This window comes from Bacillus sp. LB7, from assembly GCF_030449715.1.
GTDB classification, from domain to species: domain Bacteria; phylum Bacillota; class Bacilli; order Bacillales; family Bacillaceae; genus Bacillus; species Bacillus paralicheniformis.
The window spans coordinates 202,692-226,205 of the sequence record NZ_JASGCA010000006.1 but is presented as its reverse complement, the minus strand read 5'-3'; the positions used below and the strand labels follow the sequence as shown (position 1 = coordinate 226,205).

Here is a 23,514-nt window from a genome sequence, read left to right as displayed (position 1 = left end):
GAATTGTGCTAAAATTTTAAAATAACAAAAGCAAACTTATCAAGAGCGGTGGAGGGACTGGTCCGATGAAACCCGGCAACCTGCGTGTGAAGCGTAAGGTGCTACTTCCAGCAAAATGCCCTCATTTTGAGAGATAAGGAATAGCGGAGTTCCTCGTCTTTCTTTCAAAATTGGAAGAAAGATTTTAATTTTTTAGGGGCAGAGGAGGAGCTAGAAGTGAAGACAGATGAACAGCTTGAAAAGGTGATCATCAAAATGAAAGACATGCTGAAAGACATGAATTACGGATCGATCACATTCGTTGTTCAGGACGGCAAAGTCATTCAAATCGAAAAAAATGAAAAAATAAGATTGAAATAGCTGACTAGACAAACTAGAGGCGGTTTTCACAGTTTTTTTCTGCTGGAAGCCGTTTTTTTGTTGGCGAAAAAAAGGGGGAACCGAAAATTTTTACTTACAGCACATGGGAGGAACCGAATATCTCTTTTCAGGAAGATGACTCTTATAAAGGAGCGCTGTCCGTCTTGAAATGGGCGTACGGGCATTACGGGGATCAGCTTGTATATGCGTGCAGCTTCGGAATTGAGGGGATCGTCCTGATCGATTTGATTTATAAGGTGAAAAAAGATGCGGTCATCGTTTTCCTTGATACTGGACTTCATTTTAAAGAAACGTATGAAACGATCGACGCTGTCAAAGAACGATATCCAGGCCTTCAGATTATCATGAAAACACCGGAGCTTACCGTCGAAGAGCAGGCGAAAGAATATGGGGACGAACTGTGGAAGACCGCTCCGAATTCCTGCTGTGAAATGAGGAAGGTCATTCCTCTCCGCGAGACGCTTTCAGGCTACCCGGCGTGGCTGTCGGGCCTGCGCCGCGAGCAATCGCCCGGGCGGAGCAAAACGAACTTTTTGAACAAAGATGAAAAATTCAAGTCCATCAAAGTTTGTCCGCTCATTCATTGGACGTGGAAGGATATTTGGAGATATGTGACAAAGCATGATCTCCCGTACAATCCGCTTCATGATCAAGGCTACCCGAGCATCGGCTGCGCTCCGTGCACATCTCCGGCCTTTACAATGGATGATCTTCGATCAGGCCGCTGGAACGGATCGGCTAAAACAGAATGCGGATTACACGAGTAAGGAGATGAGTCATGGAACTTGCCGCCATTTTATTTAGCATGTTTTTTGCGATGAATATCGGAGCGAGCGGTGCAGCTGCTTCAATGGGAATCGCCTATGGATCTGAAGCCGTCAAAAAGAAGTTTCACGCACTTATAATCTGTGCAGCAGGCGTTCTCTCGGGCGCCGTCATCGGCGGAGGAAACGTCGTGAAAACGATCAGCTCAGGCATCATTCCCGAACGGGTGATTTCGCTTGAAATCGTCTGCATTATTATCGGATCGGCGGCACTGTCGCTCTTTATCGCAAATGTACTCGGCATCCCGCTTTCGACAAGTGAAGTGACGGTCGGATCTGTTGTCGGAGTAGGTGTCGCTTACCAGGTTTTGTATGTGAAATCTTTGCTTGTCATCGTCTCATTTTGGGTCGTTGTACCAATCGTCGCTTTTACATTTACATTTGCGATGGCAAACATCATGAAAAAAACGATCAAACGTCCAGCCGCGGGAAAGAAAGCAAAGGTTTTGGCGGTCATTCTGTTGATCACCGGGTTTTTTGAAGCCTTCTCAGCAGGCATGAACAATGTCGCAAATGCTGTCGGACCTCTGGTGGCGGCGCATGTTTTGACAGTCGGGGAAGGAACGCTCTACGGCGGACTGTTTGTCGCGCTGGGCGCCCTTTTACTGGGCAGGCGCGTTCTTGAAACAAACGGCAAAAAAATTACGAAATTTTCAAAAGGAGAGGGAATCATCCTTTCCGGAACAGGGGCCGGGCTTGTCATCATCAGTTCGATTTTCGGTTTGCCGGTTCCGCTTGCGCAAGTCACATCATCTTCTATTATAGGGATGGGAATGGCAAAAAACGGCGGCAATGTCTTTCATAAACAAGTAGTCAAAACGATGCTGAAAGTATGGGTCGTCTCGCCGTTCCTTTCATTAAGCCTGTCTTATATGCTGGTCAGCCTTTTATTAAAAGGAGACTATTATGCTCTCATCGTCGTCACAAGCGTCCTTCTGGCATCTGTCGGAACGATCAGCCTGATGAGAGCGGTCAAAAAAGAGCACAGCTCCGTCCATGAACAAGGCGGAGGAATTTAAACACAAAGTAGGGGGAAACAAGTTTATGAGTTTAGCACCACACGGCGGTGTATTGGTAAACCGCGTCAATGAAGCATACGATTTTCAACATATCGCACAGGAAATTGAGCTTGATTTAATGGCTTTTTCAGATTTGGAGCTGATCGGAATCGGCGCATACAGCCCGATCCAAGGCTTTATGACAGAGAAAGACTATCTGTCTGTTGTCGAAAATATGAGACTGTCAAGCGGCGAAGTATGGACGCTTCCGATCGCTCTGCCTGTTGACGAGCAAAAAGCTTCAAGCTTAAAAGCGGGGGACACCGTCCGCCTCACCTATAATGGGGAAACATACGGCGTCATTGAGATCGAAGACATCTATGCGCCGGACAAGAAAACGGAAGCCGTCAATATCTATAAAACCGACGAACTGGAACATCCGGGCGTCAAAAAATTGTTTGACCGCGGCAGCGTTTATGTGGGCGGGCCGATCACGCTCATTAAACGGAGCGTCAAGCAATTCCCGGCGCACACATTCGATCCTCTGGAAACAAGAAAAAAATTCGCAGAACTCGGCTGGAAAACAATCGTCGGATTCCAGACGAGAAATCCGGTTCACAGAGCGCACGAATACATTCAAAAAACGGCGCTCGAGACGGTAGACGGCCTTTTCCTCAATCCGCTCGTCGGGGAAACAAAATCAGACGATATTCCGGCTGATGTCCGCATGGAAAGCTATCAGGTGCTGCTTGACGGCTACTATCCGAAAGACCGCGTCTTCCTCGGCGTTTTTCCGGCGGCGATGCGCTATGCGGGGCCGAAGGAAGCGATCTTCCATGCGCTTGTCAGAAAGAACTACGGATGCACGCACTTTATCGTCGGAAGAGACCATGCCGGAGTCGGCGATTACTACGGCACATATGAAGCGCAGGAGCTGTTCGATCAGTTCGCACCGGAAGAGATCGGCATTACGCCGCTGAAATTCGAACACAGCTTCTACTGCAATGTCTGCGGTTCAATGGCGACGGCGAAAACGTGCCCTCACGGCAAAGAACATCATGTCATTTTGTCCGGCACAAAAGTGAGGGGCATGCTGAGAAACGGCGAGTTCCCGCCGAGCACATTCAGCCGTCCAGAAGTCATTCAAACATTAATCAAAGGCTTAACGGCCGGGGTTTCTTAAGGGGGAGCATCTCTTGGTAAATAAAGATATTGTCTGGCATGAAGCGTCCATTACAAAACGGGAATATCATGAGAAAAATAAACATAAAAGCTCGATCGTTTGGCTGACGGGCTTGAGCGGTTCAGGGAAATCAACAATTGCCAACGCCGCAGCGCGTGAGTTGTTTGAACAAGGCTACCAGGTCACGGTGCTTGACGGCGACAACGTCAGGCACGGGCTGAACAAGGACCTCGGGTTTTCCGATGAAGACCGGAAGGAAAACATCCGCCGGATCGGTGAGGTCGCGAAGCTCTTTGTCGAACAGGGGACGATCGTCATTACGGCGTTCATTTCCCCTTTTCAAGAAGACCGCGGGCTTGTCAGACAGCTCGTCGAGGAAGATGAGTTTCACGAAGTCTATGTGAAATGCGATTTGGCGACGTGTGAGGAGCGCGACCCGAAAGGCTTGTACAAAAAAGCGAGAAACGGAGAAATTCCATTTTTCACGGGGATCGATTCGCCGTATGAAGAGCCTGAGACGCCTGAGCTTGTCCTTGATACAGGCGCACATAACCGGGAAGAGTGCAAAAATCAGCTCGTCCAATACGTGAAAGATCAAACGAAATAAAATGCGGGTGAATAGGAAAGTGCTGCACATGCACTTTCCTATTTCATAAAGAAAACGTTTGGTTTTTGTGATATTTTCAGGCACCAAACGCTTTCTTTATGATTTATAATGAATTGAAGAAGACGTTGAGCAGATCGGGGGGAGATCTAAGATGGGGAAAGTATATATCGTTGGGGCAGGTCCTGGAGACCCCGATTTACTGACGATCAAAGCTTTAAAAGCCATCCAGACAGCCGATGTCATTTTGTATGACAGGCTTGTGAATAAACAGATTTTACAGCACGCCAAGGAGGAAGCGGATCTCATCTACTGCGGAAAGCTTCCGGACTACCACATGATGAAGCAGGAAACAATCAATCATTTTCTCGTCAAGTATGCGAAAAAAGGGAAAACCGTTGTCAGGCTGAAAGGCGGCGATCCTTTCGTATTCGGCAGAGGCGGGGAGGAAGCGCAAACCCTCGCTGAACACGGAGTTGCTTATGAAATCGTGCCGGGAATCACCTCGGGGATTGCCGCTGCTGCTTATGCGGGCATTCCGGTGACACACCGGGAAGCGAGTTCAAACGTCGCTTTCGTGACAGGCCATTATCAAAAAGAAGAAAACTTTGAAGAGAAGTGGAAAGCGTTAGCCACAGGGATCGATACGCTTGTCATTTATATGGGGATTAAAAACGTGAAGCAAATCGAAAGGCTTCTGATCGAAAACGGCAGAGATCCGTCTACACCTGCCGCTTTCATTCATTGGGGAACGACGGACAAACAAAAAACGGTGCTTTGCACGGTTGAAACGCTTGCCGGTACCGTCGAAAGCGAAAAGATTGAAAACCCGAGCCTGATTGTCATCGGGGATGTCGTTCAATTCAGCTCACAGTTAAGCTGGTTTGAACCAGAGCTGAAAGATCCGGCATTAAGCGAGGCGCTTTAATATGAAACAAGCGATTTTATATATCGGCCACGGAAGCCGTCTAAAAAGAGCCCAAACAGAGGCAGTCGCTTTTTTGGAGAGCTGCAAAGAAAACATGTCCGCCCCCATTCAGGAAATTTCTTTTTTGGAACTGGCGGCACCGGATATCGAAACCGGCTTTAAAGCCTGTGTGGAAAAGGGAGCGACCCATATCGCGGCTGTGCCGCTTCTCCTCTTGACAGCCGCGCATGCCAAAAGGGACATCCCTGAGGAACTTGCCCGTGCTTCTTCGCAGTACCCTGCCGTCAGCGTCACTTACGGAAAGCCGATCGGCGTCGATCAGGAAGTCGTCAAAGCGGTTTTTACAAGGATCGAAGAAACGGGGACGCCATATGAACATGCAAGAGTCGTGGTGATCGGAAGGGGGAGCTCAGATCCGGATGTCAAACGGGATGTCTATGACATTTGCGAGCGGCTGAGAGGCCTCACGCCCGTTGACGAAGTCATTCCCTGCTTTATGACAGCCTGTGAACCGCACTACCTGGATGTGTTTAAACAGCTGAAAGAACGGGACGGAAAAACGACATTCATCGTGCCGTATCTGCTGTTTACCGGTATGCTGATGAACGAGATTGAAAGGGAAACCGCCAAGCTGAAAGAAACCAATCCGGATGTCGTGCTGACGGATTACCTCGGCTTTCACCCCCATGTAAAAAATGCCTTTTTGCACCGCGTGGAGGAAGCGGTTATCAACAAAGCCGGGCGCTTTGGATTTACAGGAGCATCAGATGCTGCCGCTTCACATTAACATCAAAGGCAAAGCCGCAGTCATTGCGGGCGGGGGAAAGATCGCGGCGCGGCGGCTGAAAACGGTGCTGGCAGAAGGTGCAGCCGCAACCGTCATCAGCCCCAAAGCATCAGAAGAGATGCTCGGATTGATCGAAGAGAACGGCATCGAATGGAAGAAGAAAAAAGCGGAGCCCGGCGATTTCAAGGATGCATTTCTGATCATTCTCGCGACCGATGATCATGAGGCGAACAAGCGGATCGCCGCATCAGCCGCTCCTGATCAGCTTGTCAATGTTGCGAGTGAAGCGGAGCTTGGAAATGTGCATGTTCCGAAAATCATTAACAGAGGAAACATAACCATATCCGTCTCGACAAACGGAGCCAGTCCGCGTCACACGATCAAGCTGGCCGGACAGATCGATGATTTGATCGATGATTTGATCGATGATGAGCTCGTCCAAGAGATCGACGAGCTTCTCCGTAAAAGAAGAGGGCTGAACCATTGAGGTTCAGGCCTCAGCGTGTCGACAAACCCTCGCATTCGTTGTCAGGCCTGCTAAGTCGGTGCTCACGAATAGGAGAAGGATCGGCGGCTAACCGCCCAGGCGTCCTGCCTAAACGCCGCCGTCATCACTTCCTGTGAAAGTCCGCTCCGATGCTCGGCCTTCCTAGACTGCAAGGGTTGCGGGTCACGCTGAAAGGATGACAAAATCCCAAAACAAAAAGTCGTTTTGGGATTTTGTCAACAATCTAAGGCCTGAACCCTTGAGGTTCAGGCCTTTTGGCAATTATTTTTTCAGCTTGATGATCAAGTCTTCGTCAGGTGTTACAAAAACGGTTTGCTGACTGTCGTAGGTGACAAAACCGGGCTTTGCGCCATTCGGCTTTTTGACATGGCGTATTTTTGTATAGTCGACAGGTACCGAAGCCGAGTTTTTCGCTTTGCTGTAATAGGCAGCGATCTGCGCTGCTTCAAGGATGGTTTGCTCGTCCGGATCGCTCGATTGGATGACGACGTGCGACCCCGGAATATCTTTCGTGTGAAGCCAGATGTGGTCGCGGGCGGCAAGTTTCATCGTCAAATATTCATTCTGCTTGTTGTTTTTGCCGACGAGAATCGTTTCTCCTGCGCTGGATTCGTATGTTTCGAGCGTCGGCGCCTGTTTCTTCTGTTTTTTCTGGCCCCCTTGCTGTTTGGCCCGCAAATACTTTCCTTCGGCGAGCTCTTCGCGGATTTCAGTTATATCTTTCGGAGAGGCAGACGAAAGTTGCTGAATCAGCTGGTCGAAATAAGCGATTTCCTCTTCTGCCAATCTGATCTGCTCCTTCACGACGTCCACCGAATTTTTCGCTTTTTGATATTTTGTAAAATAGTTTTGCGCGTTTTCGGAAGGCGTCTTATTCGGATTGAGCGGAATCGTGATTTCTCCGCCGTTTTCATCATAGTAGTTGATAACTCTCGCCGCTTTGTCTCCTTTTTTCAGCTGGTACAGATTCGCTGTCAACAGCTCTCCGTACAGCAGATAATCCTTCGCGTGTTCGGACTGCTCAAGTGTTTTTTTCAGCTTTTTGATTTTGTTTTCGTTCTTTTTCTTTTCGTTTGCCGCGAAACGCTCTAAATCATGAGCCTGCTGTTTAACGCGGTCCCGCTCCGCTTTTCCGAAATAGTAGCGGTCAAGAAGTTCGCTCAGCGTATGAAAGGGTCTGTTATCGCCTTTTATATGGGTCAGCTCAAGAAGGTAAAAATATTCTTTTCCATCTTCTGTCGTGATCAGCTGAGGCTGAAAACGCCGGTTTTTAATTTCGCTGAACATCTCCGTCAAGACGCTTGGCAGTGTCGCCCTGTTGGCAAGACCCGCGCGAAAGACGGCTTCTTTCGCAAACAGAGGCGAGACGCCGGAAAAGCTATCGACGATCTGCCTGTCCAGTTTGCCTTCTTGGAAATTCAAATGGCGGAGAATATCTTCAGTCTCCGCTTCCAGCGGTGACAATTTGTTCTGGGCGGGCGGGAGAATGTAATCGTATCCCGGAAGCACGGTGCGGTAGCTGTTCACCGAAGGTGACAGATGCTTCAAACTGTCGATGATGACGTCTTTTTCTCCGTCGGTTAACACGATGTTGCTGTGCCTTCCCATGATTTCAACCATCAGCTTTCTTGTCAGCGTGTCGCCGATTTCGTTCCGGCTCCTGATATGAAAGACCATCATTCTGTCCATGCCGATTTGCTCGACTCTGTCGATAAAGCCGCCTTCCAGATGCTTCCGGAGGAGCATGCAGAACATCGGAGGGGTGCTCGGGTTGTCATAGGTTTCGTTTGTCAGGTGAACCCGCGCATAACTCGGGTGGGCGGAGAGCAGCAATTTGCGGTTCTGCCCGTTCGCCCTGATATGAAACACCAGCTCATGCTTAAACGGCTGGTGGATTTTTGCGATCCGTCCGCCTCGAATCGTTTCGTTTAATTCTTCGATCATTCCGTATGTAAAAATGCCGTCAAAAGACATATGAAAAACTCCCTTTTCTCGTTAATCCTCTTCGTAAAGCGTCCATTCAATAATTATAGCATGATTTGGGACGAGTCTGAATAAATTGACTTATAGAGATGGATAAACCAAGAGCAACCTTTAGGGCAGGAGGAGTGGACGATTCAATGAAATGGCACGAGATGGGACAAACCGAATTGTTAGACATAACAAAAACGTCCATCGACAAAGGTTTAACAGAAAAAGAGGCCGGAAAGCGGCTGGAAAGACACGGAACAAACGAACTTCAGGAAGGGGAAAAAACATCGGCGGTCGCATTGTTTTTTTCTCAATTCAAGGACTTCATGGTTCTTGTTTTGCTTGCGGCCACATTGATTTCGGGTTTCCTCGGGGAGTATATTGACGCCATCGCGATCATCGCGATCATCTTTGTTAACGGCATTCTCGGCTTCTTTCAGGAGAGGCGGGCGGAAAGATCGCTCGAGGCTTTGAAAGAACTGTCAGCTCCTCAAGTGGTTGTGCTCCGGGAGGGGGACTGGGTGAAGATCCCTTCTAAAGAGCTCGTTCCGGGAGATGTTGTCCGTTTTGCAAGCGGAGACAGAATCGGCGCCGATCTCAGGCTTGTCGAGACAAAGAGCCTTGAAATAGAAGAATCGGCTCTTACGGGTGAATCGCTCCCCGTGTCTAAACAAGCTGAAGCTTTTCAGGCGTCCGACGTATCGCTGGGCGATCTGAAGAATATGGCTTTCATGGGAACGCTGGTCACAAGGGGGAGCGGCACCGGCGTCGTTATCGGCACTGGGATGAACTCCGCAATGGGGAAAATCGCCGATATGCTCGAATCTGCCGGGAATACGGCGACCCCGCTGCAAAGAAGGCTTGAAGAGCTCGGCAAAATTTTGATTGTCGCCGCTTTGTTCCTGACGCTGCTTGTCGTTGCTGCCGGGGTCATCCAGGGGCATGACCTGTACAGCATGTTTTTAGCGGGCGTTTCCCTTGCCGTCGCTGCCATACCTGAAGGGCTGCCGGCCATTGTCACGGTCGCTCTGTCTCTCGGCGTACAGCGGATGATCAGGCAAAAGTCGATCGTCAGAAAGCTGCCCGCGGTTGAGACGCTCGGCTGCGCATCCATTATTTGCTCCGATAAAACCGGAACGATGACGCAGAACAAAATGACGGTCACCCATGTCTGGTCAGGCGGGAAAACGTGGAACGTGTCAGGGATCGGCTACGAACCCGAAGGCTCCTTCACCATGAACGGGCGTGACGTGCAAGCCAGGCATCATAAACCGCTCCAACAGGTCCTTCTGTTCGGTGCATTATGCAATTCATCTTCGATTATCGAAAAAGACGGGGAGTTTCGTCTTGACGGCGATCCCACCGAAGGCGCTTTGCTGACGGCAGCTCGAAAAGCGGGTTTTACGGACAAATATGTTGACGAACATTTTAAAATCATCGAGGAGTTTCCGTTTGATTCGACGCGGAAAATGATGTCTGTCATTGCGGAAGATAAGAGCGGCAAGCGCTTTGTCATCACAAAGGGCGCGCCTGATGTATTGATGAAGCGTTCGTCGCATACGCTGACAGACGAAAAGCGCGAAATCTTCACAAAGGCAAGGCTCGCCGAAACAAGCGCGGCGCTGGAAACGCTTGCGTCCCAAGCGCTGAGGACGATTGCTGTCGCGTATAAACCGATCAAAGATACAGAAAATCTCTCGCTCGAAAAAGCGGAGTCAGGCTTAACTTTCATCGGGCTGTTAGGGATGATCGATCCGCCGCGGCCCGAAGTGAAAACAGCGATTAAAGAGTGCAGGGAAGCGGGGATCAAAACTGTGATGATCACCGGCGATCATGTGATAACGGCAACAGCCATCGCAAAAGATCTCGGGTTATTGCCGCCGCGCGGGAAGGTCGTGGACGGCCAGATGCTGAACGAGCTCTCACAGGAAGAATTGGCGGAAATTGTTGACGATGTTTACGTGTTTGCAAGGGTGTCCCCCGAACATAAACTGAAGATCGTGACCGCCTACCAGGAAAACGGTCACATCGTCGCGATGACCGGAGACGGAGTCAATGATGCCCCTGCGATTAAACAGGCGGATATCGGCATTTCGATGGGGATTACGGGAACGGATGTCGCCAAGGAGGCATCATCGCTCATTCTTGTCGATGATAATTTTGCGACGATTAAATCGGCCATTAAGGAAGGGCGCAATATCTATGAAAATATTAGAAAGTTCATCAGATATTTGCTCGCATCCAATGTCGGCGAAATATTGGTCATGCTGTTTGCGATGCTGCTCGCGCTGCCGCTGCCGCTTGTTCCGATACAGATTCTATGGGTCAACCTTGTGACGGATGGCCTGCCTGCCATGGCGCTCGGCATGGATCAGCCTGAAGACGATGTGATGCAGAGGAAGCCGCGGAGTCCAAAAGAAGGCGTGTTTGCAAGGGGGCTCGGCTGGAAGGTCGTATCGCGCGGCTTTTTAATCGGAATTGCCACACTCGGGGCGTTTATGTTCATTTACAACCGCAACCCGGAAGCGCTTGAGTATGCTCAGACGGTCGCTTTTGCAACGCTCGTCCTTGCGCAGCTGATCCATGTGTTCGACTGCCGGAGCGAGCGGTCCATCTTTGACCGCAATCCGTTTGAAAACATTTATTTGCTCGGCGCAGTATTGTCTTCGATTCTTTTAATGCTTGTCGTTATTTATTATCCGCCGCTGCAGCCGATTTTCCATACGGTTCCGATTTTAATGGCAGACTGGCTCCTGATTGTCGGAATGTCGGCGATTCCAACTTTTTTATTGGCCGGGTCACTTTTGACAAGAAAAAAATAGGCTTGTATGATATAATCTTAAAGGTAATAGAGGTTTCTATTGCCTTTTCATCTTGCGTAAATTTAAATCAAAGAAGTCTTTTTCACTTATACGGAATTGGGTGTGTTTTATGATACGGAGTATGACCGGTTTCGGCAGCGCGAGCAAAACGAAGGATGGGCTGACAGCAGCTGTTGAGCTGAAATCTGTCAACTATCGGTTTAAAGAAGTAAACGCACGCATGCCAAGACCTTTGCTCTATTTAGAAGACAAAATAAAGCAAACGATTTTTAAACATATACAAAGGGGGCGGCTGGAGCTGTTCGTTTCCGTTGACGACGAGGCTCTGGTCACCCGGAAAATCCAGGTTGACTGGCCGCTGCTTGAAGAGTACCAGAAAGCCGCGCGCGAAATGAAAGAGCGCTGCCGGCTTTCAGGAGAGATCACGCTTCAAGACGCCTTTCAGTTTGACCATGTCATCCAAGTTGAAGAAGAGCCGATCCAAAATGACAAGCTTGAAGAAGTCCTTCTTGAAGCGGTCGAGGCTGCCGTTCTTGAATTGTGCAGCATGCGCGAAGCAGAAGGACTGAGGCTGAAGGATGACTGCCTTCAGCATATTGAAAGGCTTGAAAAGCTGACAGACGACATTGCAGAGCTTGCTCCCAAGGTCGTCGGCCACTATCGGGAACGCCTTGAGGCGCGCCTTGAAGAATGGTCAACAGACGGTCTCGATGAAAGCCGTCTGCTGACGGAAGTCGCACTGTTTGCAGACCGTTCGGATATCACGGAAGAAGTGACGAGGCTGAAAAGCCATTTCCGCCAGTTCCGCGATATTTGCGAAGCGGGCGGGGCCGCGGGGAGAAAGCTCGACTTCCTCGTCCAGGAGCTGAACCGTGAAGCGAACACGATCGGTTCAAAAGCGAATGATCACCAGATCACAAAACATGTGGTCGAAATGAAAAGCTCTATTGAAAAAATAAAAGAACAAGTGCAAAATATAGAATAGCGATTGTGCGTATTGTTTACGGATGTTCTCTGCAGGTTAAACTAGAGACGTCCAAGTACAGGGGGAACGTATAGGATGACGATTAAACTGATCAATATCGGCTTTGGTAATATCATATCCGCGAATCGGCTGATCTCGATTGTGAGTCCGGAGTCCGCGCCTATTAAGCGGATGATCCAGGATGCCAGAGACCGCGGCATGCTTATAGATGCTACATATGGAAGAAGAACCCGTGCGGTTGTCATTATGGACAGTGACCATATCATCTTATCTGCCGTCCAGCCTGAGACAGTAGCACAAAGGCTTTCCGTTAAAGAAGAAATTATGGATGAAGGGCAGGGATAAGAGCTTTATGAAAGAAAGAGGTTTATTAATCGTTCTCTCCGGCCCTTCCGGCGTCGGAAAAGGAACAGTCAGGCAGGCGCTGTTTGCTCAGGAGGACACAAAATTTGAATATTCGATTTCGGTGACGACAAGAAAACCGCGGCAGGGCGAAAGAGACGGCGTCGACTACTTTTTTAAGACGCGCGAAGAGTTCGAAGAGATGATCGAGAACAACAAGCTGCTCGAATGGGCCGAATATGTCGGCAACTATTACGGAACACCCGTTGACTACGTCGAACAGACGCTTGAAAGCGGAAGGGACGTTTTTCTCGAAATCGAAGTCCAAGGTGCGCTGCAAGTCAGAAAGGCATTTCCTGAAGGCTTGTTTATCTTTTTGGCGCCTCCGAGTCTCGCCGAATTGAAAAACCGGATTGTCACAAGAGGGACAGAAACAGAAGCCTTGATCGAAAACCGGATGAAAGCGGCGAAGGAGGAAATCGAACTGATGGACGCCTACGATTATGTTGTCGAAAATGACAGCATTGAGCTTGCGTGCGAAAGAATCAAAGCAATCGTTCTCGCCGAACATTTACGGCGGGACCGCGTTGCTCCAAGATATAAGAAAATGCTGGAGGTTGAATAATTATGCTAGATCCGTCAATTGACTCTTTAATGAATAAACTGGATTCAAAATACACGCTCGTTACCGTATCGGCACGACGTGCCCGCGAAATGCAGATCCACAAAGACGCGCAGATCGAAAATCCGAAGTCGCATAAATTTGTAGGCAAAGCGCTGGAAGAAATTGATGCCGGACTGCTTACATTCGAAAAGGAAAATCGCTAATAGCCTTAAAAATAGCAACCTATACACTAGGTTGTTATTTTTTTCAGGGCCGGCGAACAGAACATAAGGGGGAGAAAAAACGATGCTGAAAAATCGCAACATCCTGCTGGGAGTAAGCGGAGGAATCGCAGTATACAAAGCGGCCGCCTTGACGAGCAAGCTCGTACAGGCAGGAGCCAATGTGAAAGTCATCATGACAAAATCCGCCTGTGAATTTGTGTCTCCGCTCACCTTTCAAGCGCTTTCGCGCAATGAAGTATATACCAACACGTTCGAAGAACCGAATCCCCGTGTCATCGCCCATATCGATGCCGCGGATTGGGCGGATCTTGTGATCGTTGCTCCGGCAACGGCCAATGTGATCGGAAAACTCGCTTCAGGCATTGCCGATGACATGCTGACGACGACGCTTTTGGCGACGACTGCGCCGGTGTGGATCGCTCCGGCGATGAACGTTCATATGTACGACCACCCGGCCGTTCAGCGGAACATCAGCGTTCTTTACAAAGACGGCTGCCGGTTTATCGAGCCGAGTGAAGGCTACCTTGCGTGCGGATATATCGGCAAAGGCAGACTTGAAGAGCCCGAACGAATCGTCCAATTGGCCGAGTCGTATTTTTCAAACGAAAACAGCGGTTTGCTTGAAGGAAAGCGTGTCTTAATTACAGCGGGCCCGACAAGAGAACAAATCGATCCCGTCCGCTTTTTCTCCAACCGTTCGACAGGGAAAATGGGCTTTGCTTTCGCTGAGGAAGCGGCAAAAATGGGAGCGCGCGTGACGCTGATTGCCGGCCCGACAGCGCTTGATGATCCCGCAGGGGTTGACGTTATTCATGTTCAGTCTGCAGAAGATATGTATCAAGCGGCACTATCCGTTTTCGATGAGAGCGACATCGTCATCAAAACGGCTGCTGTCGCTGATTACAGGCCAAAGCATATTCACCATCAAAAAATGAAGAAAAAGGATGGCGGTCTCGTCATTGAGCTTGAGCGGACGAAGGATATTTTAAAAGCGCTGGGAGAGCGGAAAACAAAGCAAATCTTGGTCGGCTTTGCAGCCGAAACGCAGCACGTCGAAGACTATGCCAAACAAAAGCTGGAGACAAAAAATCTCGATCTGATTGTCGCCAACAATATAACAGCTGAAGGCGCCGGTTTTGGAACGGAAACCAACATCGTGACGGTGTTTCACCGAGACGGCAAAAAGACGGCGCACCCTTTGATGTCAAAACGGGAGGTTGCCGCCGAAGTCTTGAAGGAAGCCGCTGAGCTTGCCGGCCGGAGCGGAACGTCCTCATGAATTTCGCTGAAGTAATCGTCGATGTTACAACCAAAAATATCGACAGACCGTTTGACTACCGCATTCCCGACAAATTCAAAGGGATGATTAAAAAAGGGATGCGCGTGATTGTTCCGTTCGGCGCCCGCAAAATCCAGGGATTTGTCACCGGCGTGAAAGAATCGTCTGAGCTCGCCGGCCGTTCGGTTAAGGATATCGAGGATATCCTTGATCTGACGCCCGTTTTGACGGAGGAGCTGCTCGAGCTATCAGATTGGCTGACAGAAAAAACACTTTCTTTTAAAATTACAGCTTTGCAGGCGATGCTCCCCGCGGCTATGAAAGCAAAATACGGTAAAGAAATCAAGGTGATCGGCGATAAGCCGCTTCCCGAACCGCTTAAAACCCTGTTCTCGCAAAAAGAAACACTTTCTTATTCAGATATAGATGACCATGGGACATTAAAGCTGATTCAGCGCCAGGTTCAAGAGGGCAACCTTGAAGTGGCGTATAAAGTAAAGCAGAAAACAAATAAAAAAACGCGGAGAATGATCGCCCCCCTTTGCGCGAAAGAACATTTAAAAGAAACGCTTGACGGCCTCTCCCCGCAAGCCGTCAAACAAAAAGCGGTCCTTCAGTTTTTCATCGACCGCAAAGAAGCCGGTGCTGTTCCGGCAAAAGATCTGATCGGCAAAACGGGAGGCTCTTCCGCATCCGTAAAAGCGCTGATCGACAAGGGGCTGTTAAAGGAAAGCGAAGAGGAGGTTTACAGGGATCCTTATCAGGACAGAATGTTCAAAAAAACCGAACCGCTTCCGCTCACTGAAGAGCAGGCGCAGGCTTACGAGGCGATAGCAGAGGCGATCGAAGACAAGCGGCACGATGTGTTTCTTCTTCACGGAGTGACCGGAAGCGGAAAAACGGAAGTCTATCTGCAATCGATCGAAAAGGTGCTGGAAGCCGGCAAAGAAGCGATCGTTCTCGTTCCGGAAATTTCGCTGACGCCGCAGATGGTCAACCGCTTTAAAGGCCGCTTTGGCTCACAGGTAGCCGTCTTGCACAGCGGGCTTTCAACAGGAGAAAAATATGATGAATGGCGGAAAATCCACCGCAAAGAAGTCCGGCTTGTCGTCGGGGCGCGCTCGGCGATTTTCGCGCCGTTTGAAAATCTCGGCATGATTATTATCGATGAAGAGCACGAAACATCGTACAAGCAGGAAGAGATGCCGAGATACCATGCGAAAGAAGCGGCGATTCAAAGGGCCGAATACCACCGTTGTCCGGTCGTCCTCGGCAGTGCGACGCCGACGCTCGAATCGTTTGCAAGGGCGAAAAAAGGCGTGTACAAGCTTCTTTCTCTCAAGCACCGCGTCAATCACCAAGTCATGCCTGACGTGTCTCTCGTTGATATGAGAGAGGAACTGCGCAGCGGAAACCGCTCGATGTTTTCCAAAGACTTAATGGCCGGACTTGAGGAAACCCTTGAAAAAGGAGAGCAGGCCGTTCTGTTTTTAAACAAAAGGGGATATTCCTCATTTGTCATGTGCAGGGACTGCGGATATGTCATCCAGTGTCCTCATTGCGAAATCTCGTTGACGTACCACAGGTATGGACAGCGTCTGAAGTGCCATTACTGCGGCTATGAAACCGGCATGCCGTCAAGTTGCCCCGAATGCGGAAGCGAGCATATCCGCTACTTTGGTACAGGTACACAGCGGGTCGAAGAAGAATTGACGAAAGTTCTGCCGGCTGCAAGGGTGATCCGCATGGACGTCGATACAACCTCGAGAAAAGGAGCGCATGAAAAGCTGCTCACATCCTTTGGCAAAGGCGAAGCCGATATTCTGCTCGGAACACAAATGATCGCCAAAGGGCTCGATTTTGAAAACGTCACGCTCGTCGGTGTTTTGAGCGCGGATACGATGCTTCACATCCCCGATTTCAGAGCCGCTGAAAAAACGTTCCAGCTGATGACGCAGGTGAGCGGAAGAGCGGGCCGCCACGAAAAGCCGGGCAAGGTGATCATTCAGACGTACACACCGTCCCATTACAGCATTCAGCTAACGAAAACGCACGATTATGAAACATTCTTCCGGCAGGAGATGCTGCACAGAAGGGAACAGGCCTATCCTCCCTATTATTATTTGGCGCTCGTCAGCGTATCGCACGAGGAAGTGACGAAGGCGGCGCTCGTGACTGAAAAAATCGCCAACTATTTAAAACAGAACATTTCAAGCGAGGCGAAGATTCTCGGCCCAGTCGCATCGCCGATCGCCAGGATCAAAGATAGATATCGCTATCAATGCGTGATAAAATACAAACAGGAAAACCAGCTTACATCGTTGCTTAAAAACATTATGGATCATTACAAACGAGATATTGAACAAAAGCAATTGATGATTTCGATCGACATGAATCCATATATGATGATGTAAAAATAACAGTGTGATGGAGGGCTTCTAGATTGGCAGTAAAACCGATCGTAACGTATCCGGCGGAGGTTCTTGAAACCCCTGCCGAACCCGTTGCGTCTTTTGATAAATCATTAAAGAAACTGCTCGACAATATGTATGATACGATGCTTGAGCTGGACGGAGTCGGACTTGCCGCCCCGCAAATCGGCGTTTCAAAAAGAGCGGCAGTCGTCGATATCGGCGATGACACGGGCAGAATTGAACTGGTCAACCCGGAGGTCGTCGAAGAGAGCGGTGAACAAACGGGTCCTGAAGGCTGTTTGAGCTTTCCCGATCTATACGGTGAAGTGAAGCGTTCGGATTATGTAAAGGTCAAGGCGTTCGACCGCCGCGGAAAACCGTTCATGATTGAAGCTGAAGGCTTTTTGGCGCGGGCGCTGCTGCATGAAATCGACCATTTGGACGGTATTTTATTCACATCAAAAGTAACGCGCTATTATGATGCGGAAGAACTTGAGGAAATGGAAGGATGATTGGATGACAAGGATCGTTTTTATGGGAACGCCGGATTTTTCCGTCCCGGTGCTCAGCACATTGATTGATGACGGCTATGAGGTGGTGGGTGTCGTCACACAGCCTGACCGCCCGAAAGGCAGAAAAAAAGTGATGACCCCTCCGCCTGTCAAGGAGGAAGCGCTGCGCCGCGGCATTCCCGTGCTCCAGCCTGAAAAAGTGAGGGAAGAAGCGGAGACGGACAAGATTTTGGCGCTTGAACCCGATTTAATCGTAACGGCGGCATTCGGACAGATCCTGCCGAAAAAGCTCCTCGATTATCCGAAATACGGCTGTATCAATGTCCATGCCTCACTTCTGCCCGAGCTGCGCGGAGGAGCGCCGATCCATTACGCCATTCTGGAAGGCAAAGAGAAAACAGGCGTGACGATCATGTACATGGTCGAAAAATTGGATGCAGGCGATATGCTTGCAAAAGTTGAAGTTGACATCGAAGAAACCGATAATGTCGGCACGCTCCACGACAAGCTGAGCAAAGCCGGGGCTGAGCTTCTTTCCGAAACGGTTCCGAAGGTCATTGACGGTTCGATAACCCCGGAAAAACAGGATGAACGGGAAGCGACATACGCGCCGAACATTAAACGCGAACAGGAACTGATCGACTGGTCAAAGCCCGGCGAAGTCCTGTACAACCAAGTCAGGGGCTTGAATCCTTGGCCTGTCGCATACACGGTTTTAAGCGGCCAGACGCTTAAAGTATGGGCTGCGAAAAAATGCGAAACCTTAAAACAGGCAGAGCCTGGAGAGATCGTCTCTGTTGATAAAGACGGCATTGTCGTCGCTGCCGGAAATGACACCGCGTTAAAATTAACGGAAGTGCAGCCTGCCGGCAAAAAAAGAATGAAGGCCGAAGATTTTGTCAGGGGCGCGGGTCTTCAAGCCGGTATGAAATTGGGGCATAACGATGAAAAATAATGTGAGAGAAGTCGCGCTTGATGCACTGATTAAGCTTGACCAGAATCAGGCATACAGCAATCTTTTGCTTCAGTCTGTCATGAAAGCGAACGATTTAAGCGACAAAGACAGAGGCCTTTTGACAGAGCTCGTTTACGGCACCCTTCAAAACAAGCTGGCGCTCGATTATATGCTGAAGCCGTTTATTAAAAAGCCGGAAAAGGTGAAAGACTGGGTCATCCATCTGTTGAGAATGTCGCTGTACCAGATGGAATACCTGGAGAAAATCCCTGACCGGGCCGCCCTTTTTGAAGCTGTTGAAATCGCTAAAAAACGCGGGCATAAAGGAATTTCTTCATTTGTTAACGGCGTTCTGCGCTCCGTGCAGAGGGAAGGCGTGCCTTCTTTTGCCGATATTGCCGACCCGATTGAACGCCTTGCGGTTGAGACAAGCCACCCGGAATGGCTTGTCAGAGAATGGACGGATGCCTACGGGTTCGAAGCGGCAGAACAAATCTGCCGGATTCACATGATCCCGCCGAAGCAGACGATCCGCGTCAACAGGCTGAAACACGACCGGGATACGCTTCTTTCCCGCCTGAATGGAGCGGGGATTGAGGCGGAAGAAGGCGACTTGTCCGAAGACGCTGTCAAACTGCAAAAAGGAACGATTGCGTCCACTCCTTTTTTCAAAGAAGGCGAAGTCACCATACAAGATGAAAGCTCAATGCTGGTAGCGAGAGCCCTCGGTCCTGAACGGGGAGAAACGGTGTTGGACGCCTGCGCAGCGCCGGGAGGAAAATCCACTCATATCGGCGAACTGCTCGAAGATACGGGAAAGGTCGTTTCCCTTGACCTTCATCAGCATAAAGTAAAGCTGATCAAAGAAGCGGCAGGCCGGATCGGGCTTTCCAACATTAAAGCAAGGGCGCTGGATGCCAGAAAAGCCGGCGAAGCCTTCGAACCGGAGCAGTTTGACCGGATTCTCGTCGACGCTCCGTGTTCGGGCTTCGGTGTCATCCGCAGAAAACCGGATCTCAAATACAGCAAAACGCCCGAAGACAGCGCGCGTCTCGCCGGGATTCAGCTGGCGATTTTAAACGAAATCGCACCTTTATTGAAAACAGGCGGGACATTGGTCTACAGCACATGCACAATGGACCCGACCGAAAATGAACAAGTCATGCATGCTTTTTTGAAAGAACACGACCAATTTGAAGCAGACCCCACCCTCGCCGAGCGGCTGCCCGAAAAAGCGGCGCCGTATGTCAAGGATGGAAGCATTCAAATCCTTCCCCACTACTTTGGAACGGACGGCTTCTTTATTTGCAGCATGAGAAAGAAGGGATCACAATAATGGAATCGAAACAAAAAGTGAGAAAAGAATTGCGGACAGAAAGACCGTCCATCTATTCTTTTGAAATAGAAGAACTGAAAAACTGGCTTTCGGAAAACGGCGAAAAGCCTTTCCGCGCCGCGCAAATATTCGAATGGCTTTACGAAAAGAGAGTCACGTCATTTGAAAAGATGACAAACCTTTCAAAAGAGCTGCGGACAAAGCTGAACGAGCATTTCGTATTAACGACGCTGAAAACGGCCGTCAAGCAGACTTCACAAGATGGAACGATGAAGTTTTTATTCGAGCTTCATGACGGCTACACGATCGAAACCGTATTAATGCGGCACGAATATGGCAATTCTGTTTGTGTAACGACACAGGTGGGCTGCCGAATCGGCTGTACGTTTTGCGCGTCGACCCTCGGCGGCTTAAAGCGGAACCTGGAAGCCGGAGAGATCGTCGCTCAGGTTGTCAAAGTGCAGCAGGCGCTTGATGAAACAGATGAACGCGTCAGTTCAATCGTCATTATGGGAATCGGCGAGCCGTTCGATAATTTTCAGGAAATGCTTGCATTCCTGAAAATCGTCAACCATGATAAAGGGCTGAATATCGGGGCGCGCCATATCACCGTATCAACGAGCGGGATCATTCCGAAAATCTATGAGTTTGCAGACGAGAAGCTGCAGATCAACTTTGCGATTTCCCTGCACGCGCCGAACACTGAGATCAGAAGCCGGCTGATGCCGATCAACAGAGCCTACAAGCTTCCGGAGCTGATGAAAGCGGTCGATTACTACATTAAGAAAACCGGCAGAAGGGTTACGTTTGAATACGGGCTTTTCGGCGGTGTCAACGATCAGGTTGAACACGCGGAAGAGCTGGCAGAATTGCTAAAAGGAATCAAATGCCACGTCAACTTGATTCCGGTCAACTATGTACCTGAACGAGACTATGTCAGAACACCGAAAGAACAGATTTTCGCCTTTGAAAAAACATTAAAGTCTCATGGAGTAAATGTCACGATCAGAAGAGAGCAAGGCCATGATATTGACGCTGCCTGCGGACAGCTTCGTGCAAAGGAGCGCCAAGAAGAGACGAGGTGAATCAAGGTTGAAAACAGCCTTAAAAACGGACAGGGGAAAAATACGCCAGCACAATGAAGACGATGCCGGCATTTTCACAGAAAAAAACGGACTGGTTTTAGCTGTTGTCTGCGATGGAATGGGAGGTCATCTGGCCGGCGATGTCGCCAGCAGGATGGCCGTCTCAGCCCTTCGGGATATCTGGGAGGAAACCGAAGAAGTCCCGGCTTCGCCGGCTGAATGCGAAGCGTGGCTGAAAGAGCAGATTTCAGCCGTCAACCAAAAACTTTTCGACCATTCGAGGGCGCATGAAGAGTGTCAGGGAATGGGAACAACAGTCGTCTGCGCTTTATACACGGGAAAAACGCTGACAGTCGCCCATATCGGAGACAGCCGCTGCTATCTCCTGCAAGACGGCCATTTCATACAGCTGACGGAAGATCACTCGCTTGTCAATGAACTCGTGCGGACAGGGGGGATTTCGAAAGAGGATGCCGAACACCATCCGCGGAAGAACGTGCTGACAAAAGCGCTCGGCACAGATCCGGAAGTGAAGGTTGAAGCCCATACTTTTGAAATCGAACCAGGCGATCAAGTTCTATTATGCTCTGACGGGCTGACGAATAAAGTAGATGATGAGACAATGAAGGATATGCTCACAGCTCTTTCTTCTGCGGAGGAAAAAGCGGAACAGCTCGTTCAGCTGGCCAATGACAACGGCGGCGAAGACAATATCACCGTCGCGCTATTGGAACTTCCTTCTCAAATAGAAGAAGGTGAAGACAAGTGTTAATCGGCAGACGGATCAGCGGACGTTACGAAATCCTGCGCGCCATCGGCGGCGGGGGGATGGCGAACGTTTATTTAGCGCTGGATATCATCCTCGACCGTGAAGTCGCGATAAAAGTACTGCGGTTTGACTTCGTTCACGATGCCGATTTTATCAGGCGGTTCAGAAGGGAAGCGCAGTCCGCTGCAAGCCTCGACCACCCGAATATCGTCAGCATTTACGATGTCGGAGAAGAAGATGACATCTATTATATCGTGATGGAGTACGTCGAGGGGATGACCCTGAAAGAATACATAAACCGAACAGGCCCGCTTCATCCGAAAGAAGCGGTCCAAATCATGGAGCAGATCGTATCCGCCATCGCACACGCCCATGATAACCAGATTGTTCACCGGGATATTAAGCCCCATAACATTTTGATCGACCATATGGGCCACATTAAAGTGACCGATTTCGGCATCGCCATGGCGCTCAGCTCGACGACCATCACGCACACCAACTCGGTTTTGGGCTCTGTCCATTATTTGTCGCCCGAACAGGCGAGAGGCGGATTGTCTACGAAAAAATCCGATATCTACTCGCTCGGCATCGTGCTTTTCGAGCTGCTGACGGCGCGTATGCCGTTTGAAGGAGAATCGGCGGTCAGCATCGCGCTGAAGCATCTGCAATCAGAAACGCCGTCGGTGAAAAGGTGGAACCCGGCCGTGCCGCAAAGCATAGAAAACATCGTCCTGAAAGCGATGGCAAAAGATCCATTCCACCGCTATGAAGCGGCTGAAGAGATGGAATCCGATTTAAAAACGGCTTTCGACCCGGACAGGCTCAACGAAAAGCGATTCACGATTCCATCTGATGATGAGATGACGAAAGCTGTTCCGATCATCAAAAACCTGCCGGAAGACGAGAGCAGCCACAAGTCCGGCGACGGAGAAGCGGAAGCAGCTCCGTTATCAAAAAAAGAAAAGAAGAAGCAGGCAAAAGCAAACAAGAAGAAAAAAAGAAAGAAATGGCCGCTTATATTGCTGACGGTGTTTTTCGTTCTCGCTGTGTCAGCCGTCTTGGCTTTAACGGTGTTTCCGTCGCTCTTTATTCCAAAAGACGTAGCAGTTCCCGACGTAGCCGGCCTCGAGTATGAAGAAGCCGTCGTCAAGCTTGAAGACGAAGGGTTTGAAGTGGATCCTAATGCTGAAGACATTGCCGACGATAAAATTGAAGAAGGGATGATCGTGAAAACGGATCCTGCAGCCGGCGATATTGTAAAGGAAGGCTCAACTGTCAAGCTTTATAAAAGCTCAGGCAAAGAGAAAACAGAAGTGGAAGATGTGGTCGGCCAGAAAGTCGACGCCGCTAAAAAGCTTCTCGAACAAAAAGGCTTTAAAAACATCAAGACAGAAGAAGTGCACCATGAAGAAGAAGCGGGCACCATCATCGAACAGGACCCTGCAGCCGGCACCGAAATCGTTGCCGCCGACGACGAGATCAAATTAACGGTCAGCCTCGGTCCGGAAGCCATTACTTTAAGGGATTTAAAAACATACAGCAAACAGGCGGCTTCGGGCTATTTGGACGACCATCAGCTTGTCCTTGTCGAAAAGGAGGCGCATTCTGAAGATGTGCCGGAAGGTCAGGTCATCAAACAAAAGCCGGGGGCGGGGGCATCCGTCAAGCCGGGAGACAAAGTCGAGGTTACGTTTTCGCTCGGACCTGAGAAAAAACCCGTCAAAACGGTGACCGAGAAAATTGATATCCCTTATGAACCGGGAGCGGAGGGCGAAGAACAAAACGTCCAAATTTCGATCGATGATGAAGAACACAGCATTTCCGACGTCTACGAAAATTTCAAAATCACGGCGCCGGCAGAGCGGACGATCAAATTCAGGATTGCGCCCGGCCAAAAAGGGTATTATCAAGTAACGATCAACGATAAGGTAGTCAGGTCAAAAACGATTGAATATCCTGAGGATGAATAAGGGAGGTGCAAT

General features: G+C 49.6%; 22 protein-coding genes and 1 riboswitch. Of the genes, 21 read left to right on the top strand and 1 reads right to left on the bottom strand.

Features of this window, described 5'->3' with window-relative positions; translation table 11 throughout:
* The first annotated feature begins 33 nt into the window (after nt 1-33).
* A riboswitch (SAM riboswitch) is annotated at nt 34-140 on the top strand.
* A gap of 103 nt (nt 141-243) precedes the next feature.
* From QMZ64_RS10900 to QMZ64_RS10865, 8 genes are all read left to right on the top strand, one after another.
* Nucleotides 244-360 carry a YezD family protein gene (locus QMZ64_RS10900; RefSeq protein ID WP_369878884.1) on the top strand — a complete coding sequence of 39 codons (117 nt, stop codon included), beginning with the start codon at nt 244-246 and terminating at the stop codon, nt 358-360.
* Nucleotides 361-446: 86 nt separating this feature from the next.
* A complete protein-coding gene (locus tag QMZ64_RS10895) occupies nt 447-1,148 on the top strand; it encodes a phosphoadenylyl-sulfate reductase (RefSeq protein WP_243941150.1) in 702 nt (233 codons plus the stop codon).
* Between the two features lie 11 nt (nt 1,149-1,159).
* Entirely contained in the window at nt 1,160-2,224 is a 1,065-nt protein-coding gene (locus tag QMZ64_RS10890) for a sulfate permease (protein WP_229129071.1), read from the top strand.
* 25 nt (nt 2,225-2,249) lie between these two features.
* Nucleotides 2,250-3,386 carry a sulfate adenylyltransferase gene (gene sat, locus QMZ64_RS10885; protein WP_243940224.1) on the top strand — a complete coding sequence of 379 codons (1,137 nt, stop codon included), beginning with the start codon at nt 2,250-2,252 and terminating at the stop codon, nt 3,384-3,386.
* A 13-nt stretch (nt 3,387-3,399) separates the two neighbouring features.
* On the top strand, nt 3,400-3,993 hold the full coding sequence (gene cysC, locus QMZ64_RS10880) for an adenylyl-sulfate kinase (RefSeq protein WP_065644097.1): 594 nt from the start codon (nt 3,400-3,402) through the stop codon (nt 3,991-3,993).
* 151 nt (nt 3,994-4,144) lie between these two features.
* Complete coding sequence (gene cobA, locus QMZ64_RS10875; protein WP_243940226.1) at nt 4,145-4,918, top strand: uroporphyrinogen-III C-methyltransferase; 774 nt, start codon at nt 4,145-4,147, stop codon at nt 4,916-4,918.
* A 1-nt stretch (nt 4,919) separates the two neighbouring features.
* The gene (locus QMZ64_RS10870) at nt 4,920-5,705 is read left to right on the top strand and encodes a sirohydrochlorin chelatase (RefSeq protein ID WP_265627092.1); all 786 of its coding nucleotides are present in this window, start codon (nt 4,920-4,922) and stop codon (nt 5,703-5,705) included.
* Nucleotides 5,686-6,192 (top strand): NAD(P)-dependent oxidoreductase, encoded by a 507-nt coding sequence (locus QMZ64_RS10865; RefSeq protein ID WP_265627091.1) that lies wholly within the window; start codon nt 5,686-5,688, stop codon nt 6,190-6,192. Before QMZ64_RS10870 ends, QMZ64_RS10865 begins: the two co-directional genes overlap by 20 nt.
* Nucleotides 6,193-6,474: 282 nt before the next feature.
* Here the strand turns inward: QMZ64_RS10865 and QMZ64_RS10860 are convergent, their stop codons facing one another.
* Nucleotides 6,475-8,187 carry an Rqc2 family fibronectin-binding protein gene (locus tag QMZ64_RS10860; protein ID WP_265627090.1) on the bottom strand — a complete coding sequence of 571 codons (1,713 nt, stop codon included), beginning with the start codon at nt 8,185-8,187 and terminating at the stop codon, nt 6,475-6,477.
* Between the two features lie 146 nt (nt 8,188-8,333).
* Here QMZ64_RS10860 and QMZ64_RS10855 point away from each other — a divergent pair, with 146 nt between their 5' ends.
* The 13 genes from QMZ64_RS10855 to pknB all read left to right on the top strand — a co-directional run bounded on the left by QMZ64_RS10855 (nt 8,334) and on the right by pknB (nt 23,502).
* Nucleotides 8,334-11,006: a calcium-translocating P-type ATPase, SERCA-type gene (locus QMZ64_RS10855; RefSeq protein ID WP_265627089.1), complete on the top strand. Its 2,673-nt coding sequence runs from the start codon at nt 8,334-8,336 to the stop codon at nt 11,004-11,006.
* Nucleotides 11,007-11,115: 109 nt separating this feature from the next.
* Nucleotides 11,116-11,991 (top strand): YicC/YloC family endoribonuclease, encoded by an 876-nt coding sequence (locus tag QMZ64_RS10850; protein ID WP_023857229.1) that lies wholly within the window; start codon nt 11,116-11,118, stop codon nt 11,989-11,991.
* A gap of 75 nt (nt 11,992-12,066) precedes the next feature.
* Complete coding sequence (gene remA / locus QMZ64_RS10845) at nt 12,067-12,336, top strand: extracellular matrix/biofilm regulator RemA (protein ID WP_003181657.1); 270 nt, start codon at nt 12,067-12,069, stop codon at nt 12,334-12,336.
* A gap of 7 nt (nt 12,337-12,343) precedes the next feature.
* The gene (gene gmk / locus QMZ64_RS10840) at nt 12,344-12,958 is read left to right on the top strand and encodes a guanylate kinase (protein ID WP_003181659.1); all 615 of its coding nucleotides are present in this window, start codon (nt 12,344-12,346) and stop codon (nt 12,956-12,958) included.
* A 2-nt stretch (nt 12,959-12,960) separates the two neighbouring features.
* Nucleotides 12,961-13,161 (top strand): DNA-directed RNA polymerase subunit omega, encoded by a 201-nt coding sequence (rpoZ, locus tag QMZ64_RS10835; protein WP_065644103.1) that lies wholly within the window; start codon nt 12,961-12,963, stop codon nt 13,159-13,161.
* Between the two features lie 82 nt (nt 13,162-13,243).
* On the top strand, nt 13,244-14,461 hold the full coding sequence (gene coaBC / locus QMZ64_RS10830) for a bifunctional phosphopantothenoylcysteine decarboxylase/phosphopantothenate--cysteine ligase CoaBC (RefSeq protein WP_265627088.1): 1,218 nt from the start codon (nt 13,244-13,246) through the stop codon (nt 14,459-14,461).
* Nucleotides 14,458-16,875, top strand: coding sequence for a primosomal protein N' (gene priA / locus QMZ64_RS10825; RefSeq protein ID WP_243940240.1), 2,418 nt, complete (start codon nt 14,458-14,460; stop codon nt 16,873-16,875). The genes coaBC and priA overlap by 4 nt, the downstream gene beginning before the upstream one ends.
* Before the next feature lie 29 nt (nt 16,876-16,904).
* The gene (gene def, locus QMZ64_RS10820) at nt 16,905-17,387 is read left to right on the top strand and encodes a peptide deformylase (RefSeq protein WP_243940241.1); all 483 of its coding nucleotides are present in this window, start codon (nt 16,905-16,907) and stop codon (nt 17,385-17,387) included.
* Nucleotides 17,388-17,391: 4 nt separating this feature from the next.
* The gene (gene fmt / locus QMZ64_RS10815; RefSeq protein ID WP_243940243.1) at nt 17,392-18,342 is read left to right on the top strand and encodes a methionyl-tRNA formyltransferase; all 951 of its coding nucleotides are present in this window, start codon (nt 17,392-17,394) and stop codon (nt 18,340-18,342) included.
* The gene (rsmB, locus tag QMZ64_RS10810; RefSeq protein WP_265627087.1) at nt 18,332-19,678 is read left to right on the top strand and encodes a 16S rRNA (cytosine(967)-C(5))-methyltransferase RsmB; all 1,347 of its coding nucleotides are present in this window, start codon (nt 18,332-18,334) and stop codon (nt 19,676-19,678) included. Before fmt ends, rsmB begins: the two co-directional genes overlap by 11 nt.
* Nucleotides 19,678-20,763, top strand: a complete 1,086-nt coding sequence (gene rlmN, locus QMZ64_RS10805; protein ID WP_279599903.1) for a dual-specificity RNA methyltransferase RlmN — start codon at nt 19,678-19,680, stop codon at nt 20,761-20,763. Before rsmB ends, rlmN begins: the two co-directional genes overlap by 1 nt.
* Nucleotides 20,764-20,770: 7 nt before the next feature.
* Complete coding sequence (locus QMZ64_RS10800) at nt 20,771-21,535, top strand: Stp1/IreP family PP2C-type Ser/Thr phosphatase (RefSeq protein ID WP_265627086.1); 765 nt, start codon at nt 20,771-20,773, stop codon at nt 21,533-21,535.
* Nucleotides 21,529-23,502 carry a Stk1 family PASTA domain-containing Ser/Thr kinase gene (pknB, locus tag QMZ64_RS10795; protein ID WP_243940249.1) on the top strand — a complete coding sequence of 658 codons (1,974 nt, stop codon included), beginning with the start codon at nt 21,529-21,531 and terminating at the stop codon, nt 23,500-23,502. Before QMZ64_RS10800 ends, pknB begins: the two co-directional genes overlap by 7 nt.
* Nucleotides 23,503-23,514 lie beyond the last annotated feature (12 nt).